A 12061-nucleotide genomic window follows, 5' to 3' on the forward strand; every position below is an offset into this window, starting at 1 on the left:
TTTATGTTTATTCAGTTTAAATTTTATCTGGATATCTTTTGCTTTTTCACAAGCCTTGTTAGGCTTTTTGATTAACCTCAAACCCAGAATCATTAAAAAAGCTGAGACAGAACCTAATTTTAAAACCGCGATATTATTCCCCGTCTATAAAGAAGAACCCGGTCGAATCGTAGCGGCCATTAAAGCCATGCGTGAAGACTTATTAAAACAAGCGCCAGGCAAGTATGCTTTTTTTATCTTAAGTGATACCAATCAGGCCAATGCCTGGCTTGCTGAAGAAAAAGCCTTTATTGAACTCTTCGAAACACAAAATGAAGACTGCCCTGTTTATTATCGTCGTCGTGCCAATAATCAGGAACGTAAAGCAGGCAATATCGCACATTGGGTCAGCAATTGGGGCGGTGCTTATGAAGCCATGATCGTGCTGGATGCTGACAGTTTGATGAGCGCACAAAGCATGCTGACCCTATCGCGCAGATTGGCAGCAGCACCTGGGGTTGGTTTAATTCAGACCTTACCCACCCTCATCAGCGCCAGTAGTCTATATGGCAAGCTACAACAGTTTGCTAATCACTGTTTTGGCCCCATTTATGCCGAAGGTCTGGCTGCCTGGCATGGCCTCTCATCTAACTTCTGGGGACACAATGCCATTATTCGTACCCGGGCTTTTGCTGAATCATGTTCACTACCGATATTGCCAGGCAAAGCACCTTTTGGTGGACATATCCTCAGTCACGATTTTATAGAAGCAGCATTATTACGTCGTGCTGGCTGGGGGGTAAGATTTGATACTGATATTCAGGATTCTTATGAAGAAGCGCCTCCTTCACTAACTGACGTGATCGTACGCGATAGACGCTGGTGTCAGGGAAATTTACAACATGGACGAATACTTCTCGCACATGATTTAGCCTTTCCCACTAGACTGCATATTTTCTCTGGCATGATGTCTTATCTGAGCGCGGTGCTTTGGCTTTCACTTATTATGGTCGGTTTAGCCATTGCTGTGCAGGCACAGTTTGTTCGTCCCGAATATTTTGCAAACCCCTCCCTCTTCCCTCTCTGGCCAGTATTCGATGCTGAACGGGCGCTGGACTTGTTTGTCGTCTCGATGGCAATTGTGCTTGCACCAAAATTGTTTGGCTGGTTTGCAGCTCTTGTAAACTGGCGCCGTTGCAAACAATTTGGAGGCCCGATTTTACTCACTTTTAGCGTCCTGTTTGAAACCATTATGTCAGCCCTTTATGCGCCTATTTTGATGGTCGCTCAGTTTGGTGTTGTCTGTCATATCCTTATGGGAAAAGATAGCGGCTGGAACCCGCAATCACGTGATGATGGTGCTTTAAGCCTGGGACAAGTGACCCGTGCCCATCGCAGTCATACCCTATTCGGTTTTATTCTGGCCGGCATTTCTTATAGCTTAAGTATTGAAATGTTCTACTGGTTGTTACCCATATCCGGTGGACTAATGTTATCTATCCCACTTTCATGGTTAAGTGGTGGCGCAAAACGTGCCAGACCTCTTACGATTCTAGGTCTGCTGCGGGCACCAGAAGAAAAGCGGCCAAGTACTATTCTGAAAAGCCTTATCGAGCAAATTAAAAAGACGCCTCAACAAGATCCTGTTGATTCTCCGCTTATGTGTTTGGATCAACATGCCGAACTGTGTAAATGGCATCTGGCCCAATTACCACTTATCGATGCGCCTAAACCAGATGAGTTCCATGCGCCGACTGTCACTGCTGAGTGGAAAATTCGTCATGCTTCATCTTTGCCTCAGCTGGAAAAATCACTGGAGCCTGTGGAGATGATTGCATTGCTGTCGCAAGAGGTTGCTGTGAAACAACTGAAAACCCATGGTCTGGTCAGACATCATGATTAAAAATCAGGCTGAAAATTAACTCTCTATGACCACGTTTGTTCATATATCCGACTTACATTTTGGACGCATTCTCACTGATGTCTTAGTAGGCTTAAAACAGAAAATTGAGTCTATAAAGCCTGACATGATTATCATTAGTGGTGATCTCACACAGCGAGCGACAGAAAAAGAATACCAACAGGCGGCTGACTTCCTTAACGACATTAACACGCCTTATTTCATCATCCCCGGCAATCATGATCTTAGTACTTTCCGAATTATCGAACGCTTCTTTTGGCCTTGGCGGAAATGGCATAAATGGGTTCAGAGGGAGCTTGAGGCTCAGTATACGAATGACAACTATCAGCTGATTGGCATTAATACTGCCAGAAAAGCAGGCTTCTATATGGACTGGTCCCGCGGAAGAATCAGTTCGTCACAAATCAAGCATATAACAAAGCAAGTGATGGAGGCACCTGAACATCAACTTCAATTACTGGTTGCTCACCATCCTTTCTGGCTGCCATCTGAGTATGAAGCCAGACATTTAATTGGTGGACGTGACAAAGCATTGGCATCATTCAAAGATACAGGGTTGGATTTGATACTGAGTGGACATGTGCATGTTGATTATTGTCGTGTGGTGGATGGCATCATTGTGTCGCATGCTGGCACAACTACTTCGGACAGACTCTTACCCAAGCATACCAATAGTTTTAATATTATTAGCGGTGATAAATCCACATTAACCATTGCCCGCCATCACTGGCATCAGGATGAGTTTCAATTATCAGCAACACAAACTTTTTATCGTGATAATGGCGGCTGGCATGAACAATGATAACAACACCAGCCAGCCTGAAAAAATACTGACGTTTGTCAATAAACATACCGGTACAGCAGCGGAAGTCATCAAGATGCTCGCGCATCATTCAGCCATTTCACTTCATACGCTCTCAGCATCTGAAATAGAAACGGCGATTAAACAGGCTATTGCAAACAAGCAAAAATGGATTATCGTGTCCGGTGGTGATGGCACTCTGGCACTGGCCGCAGGTTTAACGATTGGCAGTCAAACAGAACTTGCCATCATTCCCGGCGGTACACTCAATCATTTTGCTAAACGTTTATTGATCCCGACGGACATTCACGCAGCATTGGAGCTCTCGATACAAGGTCAAGCTTTCAGTACCCATGTTGCTTATGTGAATGACTATTTATTTTTGAATACAAGCTCGGTAGGTGCGTATGTCACCTTCGTTCGCACACGTGAATACCTTGAACGAAAAATGCAATATTTGTTGGCCAGCCTTTTGGCTGGTATCAGAAGGTTATATCACTTCAGACATGCCAATATCATTCTTAATCAGCAGAAAATTAAAACGCCGCTTCTATTTGTCGGGGTGGGTGAGCGTGATCTACAAATACCCGCTATGGGACAAATAAAAACAGGGGGACGTGACGGTCTTCACCTGATTGTTGTACGCTGCAATAATAGCTGGTCGGCCATTAAGCTGGCGTTTAGTGCGATGTTAATGGGTGTGGATCCATTATCAAAAGCAAAAATGATAGAAACCACCATTCTCGACGAGTTTAACGTCACAGTGCTCTCACGCAAGAAATGGCTTACTGTAGCAGTGGATGGTGAGTTAATAAAACTGAAACCACCACTGCAATACCGTTTTCAACGTGATAGTTTGAATGTTGTCATACCTGCTTCAGATGAGGCCCTATGAGTAAGAAAACACGTTTTATACATAAGTTAAGCTGGTTTCTTGATGAGTCCATCACCTTACCTGGTGGCTTTAAAATTGGTGCGGATGGTTTTTTTGGATTGATACCCGGATTAGGTGATTTTATTGGTGGCTTATTATCCAGTGTCATTATCTATCAGGCCCATCAACTGGGTGTACCAAGAACCATCCTCATCAAAATGGTGATTAATATGCTTATTGATACCACCATCGGCGCCATACCGGTCATTGGTGATGTGTTTGATTTTATCTGGAAAGCCAACCAGAAGAATGTCGCTCTTCTCCGTGAGTATGAGCAACAACCCCAGCAGGTGTATCGCAAAACGTTGCTGGAAAATATCGCTTTTATTGTGATTCTAATCACCATAATTGGCTTAGCGATAAGCTTTGCTGTCTGGATTATCAGCTTAATCTGGACGGCATTATTTCAATCCTACTAAAAACAACGATGATTAAAAGGGAGTTATTATGGACTTAATTCGAATTCTGATTGCCATTCTGTTACCACCACTTGGTGTATTTCTACAAGTTGGTTTGGGTGGTGCTTTTTGGCTCAATATCCTTTTAACTTTTCTGGGGTATATCCCGGGTATTGTTCACGCAGTCTGGATTATTGCCAAACGTTAGTACTCTGATCAAGCTGTTCTAATCAATACAGCCACATTAGATGTTACGATAATGCCGGGACTTCTCCCGGCATTTTTGTGTTTGTCTATACCAGACAATATTGCGATCATATAAAGTGCTAGCTCTTAGCGACATCTCTAAGGTGAAAAATGAATAAAGTATTAATTTCTGTTCTGGGTAGTGATCAACCTGGCATTATGTCTGTGATTGCAGATGTGATAAATCAGCGTAACGGCAATATAGAAAACTTAAGTCAAACACTCTTAAACTCAGTTTTTGGTGCCCTACTGCTGGTCGATGTGCCACACGATGAAAATTGCGATGATCTTCAATCCGCGTTAGAAGCGAACTGCAAACAGATGGGGTTATTTATCCGTGTTCATCCTTGGAATGAACAAGCTTCAGATTGGTATCAAAATAAACCTGAAGTACAACCCTATATCGTCACGGTGATAGGCCCTGATCGACAAGGTATTGTCGCTGAAGTGGCTGGGCAGCTTTTTAAACACGGTGTCAATATCACCAATATGCAAGCCATTTTCAAAGGGGGTAAAAACCCAATGGACAATTTAATGGTCTTTGAAATTGATGTGCCTAAAGCCACCATCATGAATGATTTACGCGATGCACTGGCAGATATCTCCCAACGTCTCGATCTCGAGGTCAGTGTACAACATCGTAAAATTTTTGATTCTGTCAGCAATATACTTAACTAACTACGCTATATTCCGACTCGTTCATATCAGGACATAAAATGATTAATCCCAAAGATATTATTTCTACCTTGCAAATGGTACGTGAAGAGAACCTGGATTTACGTACTGTGACCGTAGGGATCAGTCTGGCTGATTGTGTCAGTGATGACATTAATACCTTTAAACGCAAAATCTACGACAAAATTACCCGCATTGCAGGCAATCTTGTTAGCACCTGCAATCGCATTGAAAGACGCTACGGCATTGAAGTAGCTAATAAACGTATATCGATTAGCCCTATTGGCGTTGTCGCTGCCCCATTTAATTCTGATCAAATGGTGGAAATCGCACTCACGCTAGATAAAGCTGCCGCAGAATTAGGTATCGACTTTATTGGTGGCTTCACTGCACTGGTGGAAAAAGGCATGACCCATGGTGACAGAGCACTCATTAATGCCATCCCGCAAGCTTTGACTGAAAGTCAACGCGTCTGCTCATCTGTTAATGTGGCGAGTACACGTGCTGGTATTAATATGGATGCCATCAAAGATATGGGTGTCATCATCAAACAAGCAGCAGAAATGACAGCCAAAGATGATGGCTTAGCAGCGGCTAAACTCGTCGTTTTTGCTAATATCCCGCAAGACGTACCATTTATGGCTGGCGCTTATCTCGGTGTGGGAGAAGCCGATGCAGTGGTTAGTGTCGGCGTCAGCGGTCCTGGTGTTGTCAAAGCGGCCCTGGAACGTGCCCTTGAAGAAGAAGATGGTATGGACCTGAGCCGTGCAGCAGATGTTATCAAACAAACCGCAGCTCGCCTCACACGTGCTGGCGAGTTAGTTGGTCGTGAAGTTGCTCAATTATTGGCATTACCATTTGGTATCGTTGATCTTTCACTCGCCCCTACTCCCAATAAAAATGATAGTGTCGGTGAAATTTTTGAAGCTATTGGGCTTCCAGCAATTGGAGCGCCAGGCAGTACCGCCTTTTTATCTATGCTCAATGATGCGGTTAAAAAAGGTGGCGCATTTGCCAGCTCTCATGTCGGTGGATTGAGCGGTGCCTTTATTCCAGTTTGTGAAGATTTAACTATCGCTGATTCAGCAGTAAATGGCACCTTGTCATTGGAAAAACTGGAAGCTATGACCGCCGTCTGTTCTGTTGGCTTAGATATGGTGGCCATTCCCGGAGATACCTCTGCAGAAATGATCTCAGCCATTATTGCCGATGAAATGGCGATTGGTGTGATTAACAAAAAAACCACTGCTGCACGCTTGATTCCAGCTCCCGGTAAAAAAGCAGGTGATCATGTTGTTTATGGTGGTTTATTGGGTGAAGGTCCAGTCATGGCTGTGAACATGGGTAGCCATGAAAATCATTTTGTTCGTCTGGGTGGACGAATTCCCTCACCAATACAAAGTTTAGTTAACTAAACTTGAGACATAAAAAAAGGGCTGATATATCAGCCCTTTTTATTTCTATAGAAATAATCGCTTATTTCTTATCAGCTTCACGCTCTTTCACTTCCTTAATAACTTCATCCGACACGTTACGTGGGCATGGGCTATATTGCAGGAATTCCATTGAGAACTGACCACGACCTGAAGTCATAGTACGTAGTGAACCAATGTAGCCGAACATTTCACTCAGTGGTACATCTGCTTTAATACGTACACCAGTTGCACCAGCGTCTTGTGACTTGATCATGCCACGACGACGGTTTAAGTCACCAATAACATCACCCACGTTATCTTCAGGTGTGAACACGTCAACTTTCATGATTGGCTCAAGTAACTGAGGACCTGCTTTAGGAATAGATTGACGATAACCACCCATTGCCGCTAACTCAAATGCGATAGCAGATGAGTCAACTGCGTGGAATGCACCATCAAATAAATTCACTTTAACGTCAAGTAATGGGAAGCCAGCTAACACGCCTTTATCCATCATTTTCTTGAAGCCACCTTCAACAGCGGGCCAGAATTCACGAGGAACAGTACCACCAGTAACCGTTGATTCAAATGTGAAACCACTACCTGGTTCACCTGGCTCGATGATGTAGTCGATACGACCGAACTGACCAGAACCACCAGATTGTTTTTTGTGCGTATAGCTATCTTCAACACGTTGTGTGATTGTTTCACGGTACGCAACTTGAGGTTCACCAACAACAACATCAACGTTGTGAGTACGCTTCAGGATATCTACTTTGATATCTAAGTGCAGCTCACCCATACCTTTCATGATAGTTTCGCCACTATCTTGGTCTGTTTCAACGCGGAAAGAGGGATCTTCTTTAATCATTTTACCCAGAGCAATACCTAATTTCTCTGCTGCACCTTTATCTTTAGGCGCGATAGCAATAGAGATAACAGGATCAGGGAAAACCATTGGTTCAAGTGTTGCTGGATTTTTAGGATCACATAATGTGTGTCCAGTTTGAACATCTTTCATACCAACAATAGCAATGATATCACCCGCATGGGCATAATCTAATTCGTTACGATCATCGGCATGCATTTCCACCATACGACCAACACGTTCAGTTTTCCCTGTGAAAGTATTCAAGACAGTGTCGCCTTTACGCAGTTCACCTGAATAAACACGAACAAAGGTTAACGCACCAAAACGGTCATCCATAATTTTGAATGCTAATGCACGTAATGGACCCTTGATATCAACAGTGGCCACCTCACCTGTTTCATTACCTTCTAAATCCACTTCTGGTTGAGGATCAACTTGTGTTGGATCAGGAAGATAATCAACAACCGCGTCCAGAATTAACTGAAGACCTTTGTTTTTGAATGAACTACCGCAATATGTAGGGAAGAAGGCTAATTCTAATGTACCTTTACGAATACATTTTTTCAGGTCATCAACTGAAGGTTCTTCACCTTCTAGATATTTTTCCATTAAGTCGTCGTCTTGCTCTACAGCCGTCTCAACGAGTTTTTCACGCCATTCTTCGATCTGATCAGCCATCTCTGCAGGTGGCTCTTCAATGCTATAGTTTTCAGGATCTTTTTCGTCAGGCCAGTACCATGCTTTACGTGTCAGCAGATCAACCACACCCTTGAACTCGTCTTCGATACCGATTGGCAGAACCATAACTAGCGGTGTAGCTGCAAGCACGTCTTCAACTTGCTTAACAACACGGTAGAAATCCGCACCCATACGGTCAAGTTTGTTGACGTAAATCAGACGTGATACTTCTGATTCGTTGGCATAACGCCAGTTAGTTTCTGATTGAGGCTCAACACCACCACTACCACAGAAAACACCGATACCACCGTCAAGTACTTTCAGTGAACGATATACTTCGATAGTGAAGTCAACGTGTCCTGGAGTATCGATAACGTTCAGGCGATGACCATTCCAAAAACAAGTCGTCGCAGCAGACTGGATGGTAATACCACGTTCGGCTTCTTGGTCCATGAAGTCCATGGTTGATTCTCCTTCGTGTGTTTCACCCGATTTGTGAATTTTACCGGTCAGTTTCAGGATACGTTCGGTTGTCGTGGTTTTACCTGCGTCAACGTGTGCGAAGATACCTATATTTCTGTACTTGGATAAATCAGAAGCCATAATCCTGTCTCTATTATTTGAATGAACAATTCGTGCATTTACACGGAGTTAAACCCGCCAATTCTAAACTAGAATGTTTATAGATGCACACATTTATAAGTAAAAAAGCGACAAAGTGCTATATGTCGCCATTCGATAAATTTACGCGCTGTTAATGTCAGCATGATGTTAGAGCATTTGCGGGGTTTCAAGTGCTATTTGAATTTATATTGCATAGGCAACCATTGGTAACGATATATAACCCCTGGCACTGACAACACCAGAAATAAACTCAAGACTGTCACAAAAAATTCCCAGCCTTGTGTATACACATCACCAGAGAAGCGAATTTCAAACGCGATACCGATACCTAGACTGATGAAAAAATACACCATTAACTCAAACAGTCTTACCCAGTTCGATTTACGTTCCAGTGCATAAACAAAAAACACACGATCACCAATCCATGGTAAGTTAGCCAACACAAGAAACAGCCCTAACATAAGCCAGATAGACATCTTATTCCTCAAGAAAAAACCGTCGAACAAATCGACATTAACACGCCAGGGAATATCCCCAATGCCAGCACCAATAGTGTGTTGACACTCAACACAAATGCCGCTGAACCAGAGTAACTAAATGCATGCACCTCATCTGTTTTATCGAAATACATCACTTTGATTACCCGTAAATAATAAAAAGCACCAATGACTGACATCATCACGGCAACTAAAGCTACGGCCAGCATATCAGCATCAACGACGGCTTTTATCACACCTAATTTGGCGTAAAAGCCAGCCAATGGTGGGATACCCGCCATTGAAAACATCAAAATCATCATTAACAGGGCTAACCATGGATGCTGAGAACTCAGCCCTTTATAGTCATCAATATTATCTGCCTCAAACCCATAACGACTCATCAGTAAAACCACACCAAAAGTCGCTAAGGTCATCAATGCATAAATTAACGTATAAAAAAGTGATGCCGCATACCCAGCTTCAGTCCCAGACAACACACCCATCAATAAAAAACCGACATGAGATATCGTTGAATAAGCCAGCATACGCTTAATATTGATTTGTGCGATAGCGACAAGGTTACCGATTATCATTGATAAAACAGCCATCAACATCAGCATCGGTTGCCAATAGGTTTGTAAGTCTATCAGTCCATCCACTAATAATCGAATCAACAAAGCAAAGGCGGCCACTTTAGGGGCGGCAGCAATGAAAAGTGTCATGGCGGTAGGCGCCCCATGATAGACGTCCGGTAGCCACATATGAAATGGTACAGCACCAAATTTGAAGCCAATGCCAATAATTACGAAAACAAGTGCAAAACTCAGAATCGTATCACTACTAGATGAAGCATAGATGGCTGTTGCCACCTCCTGCAACATCAAGCTACCCGTGATGCCATAAATAATTGACATGCCATACAAAAGCATCCCTGAAGCGATCGCACCCAAAATGAAATATTTCATTGCAGCCTCAGTTGCCATCACAGAGTCCCGATGCATGGCGACCATCGCGTAGAGACAGAGAGAGAGTAACTCTAGTCCTAGATATAAGGTCAGAAAATGATTCGCTGACACCAAAATCAACATACCCAAAGTGGCAAATAAAGCGAGAACGTAAAACTCACCCTGGAGTAATTGGCGTACCCGTAAATATTCAACGGAATATAATAAAACGCACATATTAATCAGACAGATAGCAACTTTTAATATATCGCTGAGACCATCTTTAACATAGGTCTCAGAAAAAGTTGTGCCTGACTCTCCCCATGACAGCAGGACTGTCAGCAGGACAAGGAATAAACTGAGTTGGCTGAGACCATAAGTCCAGTTAATTTTTTTATTACCGGTAAAAGCCACAAACAACAAGACAACACAGGCCATTGCCAGCATGACCATTTCCGGCAATGCAAACAACATATTTGGCACTTGATAGTTCATTATCCGCTGTCCTTTTTATAGCTTGGATTGAGCCACTTGCGTTAATAAATTCTCAACAGAAGCGTGCATGACGTCTAGTAAGGGATCAGGCCATAGACCCAGTAGTAATATAATGACAGCCAAACTGGCTAACAGCATAAATTCACGCGTATTAATATCTTCTAGCTGAGCCACCTGTTGATTCATGACCTCACCAAAAAATACGCGCTTAACCATCCATAAAGTGTAAGCCGCTCCCAGAATCAAGGTCGTTGCCGCCAAAAATGCAAACCAGAAATTTGCCTGAAAAGCGGCTAAAATCACCATAAACTCACCCACAAAACCCGATGTGCCTGGTAAACCAGCATTCGCCATCGCAAAAAACACGGCAAATGCAGTAAACGTCGGCATGGTATTAATCACCCCGCCATAAGCACTAATTTCGCGAGTATGCATACGGTCATACAACACGCCAACGGACAGAAACATGGCCGCTGAAATAAAGCCATGTGAAATCATCTGCACCATCGCGCCTTCGACAGCTAAGACGGCTCCACTCCCGGTGGATGAATTAAAAAATATTCTAAAAACAATAAACAAGCCCAAGGTCACAAACCCCATATGAGCAATACTTGAATAAGCAATGAGCTTTTTTAAATCTGACTGTACAAGAGCAACAAAACCGATATACACCACAGCAATCAAAGACAAACTGATTAATAACCAATCCAAGGCCATGCTGGCATCTGGTGCGATAGGTAAGGCAAAACGAATAAAACCATAGCCACCAATTTTTAACGTGATGGCCGCCAGAATAACGGACCCCCCCGTCGGTGCTTCCACATGCGCATCAGGTAGCCAGGTATGCACTGGCCACATCGGCACTTTGACCGCGAACGCGATCAGAAAAGCAAAAAATAGCCACGTTTGCTCTGTCATAGACAACGCGACCGAATGATAATCAAGTAATGAAAAGCTGCCAGCAACATGATGCAGGTACAGCAACGCGATTAATAAAAAGACTGAGCCAAAGAAGGTATATAAAAAGAATTTGATTGTGGCATAAACTCGATTCGGTCCACCCCAGATGCCAATAATCAAAAATAACGGAATCAGCATCGCTTCAAAAAACACATAAAATAAAATGGCATCAAGCGCTGCAAAAACCGCCAGCATCAAGCCTTCCATAATCAAGAAAGCGGCAAGATACTGATTCAAGCGGTAGTCGATAACGCGCCAACCGGCGATAACGACTAATATCGTTGATATCGTGGTCAATATGATCAAGGGCAGAGAAAAACCATCAATACCCAGATGATAATTGATATTGAATGACTCAACCCAAGGATATAGCTCAACGAATTGCATGTTTGCAGAGGCGTTATCAAAGCCTAGATAAAGCCCAAGTGATAAGACAAATGTGAGGCTACTAGCTGCTAAAGCTAGCCACTTACTCATACAGGGACGTTCATTCAGGAATAAGCTAATCATCCCTGCCAGAATAGGTATCCAGATAATGAGACTGAGTAAAGGAAGTTGAGCTAACATGAATGCCTAGTCCGTCCTTGTCACACTACAAAAAAAGTGAGAAGTAGTCCCACCCCGATGATCATTGCAAATG

Annotated in this window: 11 protein-coding genes; 7 read left to right on the plus strand and 4 right to left on the minus strand. The window is 43.2% G+C overall.

The features are described 5' to 3' along the window. The 7 genes from mdoH to B4K20_RS10150 all read left to right on the plus strand — a co-directional run. The coding region (gene mdoH, locus B4K20_RS10120) for a glucans biosynthesis glucosyltransferase MdoH (protein WP_289282789.1) at positions 1-1882 on the plus strand (1882 nt) is incomplete at its 5' end. A 25-nt stretch (positions 1883-1907) separates the two neighbouring features. Then, positions 1908-2702, plus strand: coding sequence for a metallophosphoesterase family protein (locus B4K20_RS10125; protein WP_289282790.1), 795 nt, complete (start codon positions 1908-1910; stop codon positions 2700-2702). After that, positions 2692-3597, plus strand: coding sequence for a diacylglycerol/lipid kinase family protein (locus B4K20_RS10130; RefSeq protein ID WP_289282791.1), 906 nt, complete (start codon positions 2692-2694; stop codon positions 3595-3597). The genes B4K20_RS10125 and B4K20_RS10130 overlap by 11 nt, the downstream gene beginning before the upstream one ends. Beyond that, the gene (locus B4K20_RS10135) at positions 3594-4055 is read left to right on the plus strand and encodes a DUF4112 domain-containing protein (RefSeq protein WP_289282792.1); all 462 of its coding nucleotides are present in this window, start codon (positions 3594-3596) and stop codon (positions 4053-4055) included. The genes B4K20_RS10130 and B4K20_RS10135 overlap by 4 nt, the downstream gene beginning before the upstream one ends. Before the next feature lie 28 nt (positions 4056-4083). Next, positions 4084-4242, plus strand: a complete 159-nt coding sequence (locus B4K20_RS10140) for a YqaE/Pmp3 family membrane protein (protein ID WP_289282793.1) — start codon at positions 4084-4086, stop codon at positions 4240-4242. A gap of 149 nt (positions 4243-4391) precedes the next feature. Next, positions 4392-4958, plus strand: coding sequence for a glycine cleavage system protein R (locus B4K20_RS10145; protein ID WP_286304055.1), 567 nt, complete (start codon positions 4392-4394; stop codon positions 4956-4958). A gap of 38 nt (positions 4959-4996) precedes the next feature. Then, complete coding sequence (locus B4K20_RS10150; RefSeq protein WP_289282794.1) at positions 4997-6370, plus strand: PFL family protein; 1374 nt, start codon at positions 4997-4999, stop codon at positions 6368-6370. Between the two features lie 61 nt (positions 6371-6431). On the opposite strand, the gene fusA is transcribed toward B4K20_RS10150, so the two are convergent. From fusA to B4K20_RS10170, 4 genes are all read right to left on the minus strand, one after another. After that, a complete protein-coding gene (gene fusA / locus B4K20_RS10155) occupies positions 6432-8522 on the minus strand; it encodes an elongation factor G (RefSeq protein WP_289282795.1) in 2091 nt (696 codons plus the stop codon). Between the two features lie 194 nt (positions 8523-8716). After that, complete coding sequence (locus tag B4K20_RS10160) at positions 8717-9019, minus strand: DUF2818 family protein (RefSeq protein ID WP_289282796.1); 303 nt, start codon at positions 9017-9019, stop codon at positions 8717-8719. Positions 9020-9027: 8 nt separating this feature from the next. Further along, positions 9028-10461 (minus strand): NADH-quinone oxidoreductase subunit NuoN, encoded by a 1434-nt coding sequence (gene nuoN, locus B4K20_RS10165; protein ID WP_289282797.1) that lies wholly within the window; start codon positions 10459-10461, stop codon positions 9028-9030. 15 nt (positions 10462-10476) lie between these two features. Continuing rightward, positions 10477-11988: an NADH-quinone oxidoreductase subunit M gene (locus tag B4K20_RS10170; protein ID WP_289282798.1), complete on the minus strand. Its 1512-nt coding sequence runs from the start codon at positions 11986-11988 to the stop codon at positions 10477-10479. Between the last annotated feature and the right edge of the window lie 73 nt (positions 11989-12061).

The sequence above is a fragment of the Methylophaga sp. UBA5088 genome, from assembly GCF_002414625.1.
In the GTDB taxonomy this organism is placed as follows: Bacteria; Pseudomonadota; Gammaproteobacteria; order Nitrosococcales; family Methylophagaceae; genus Methylophaga; species Methylophaga marina.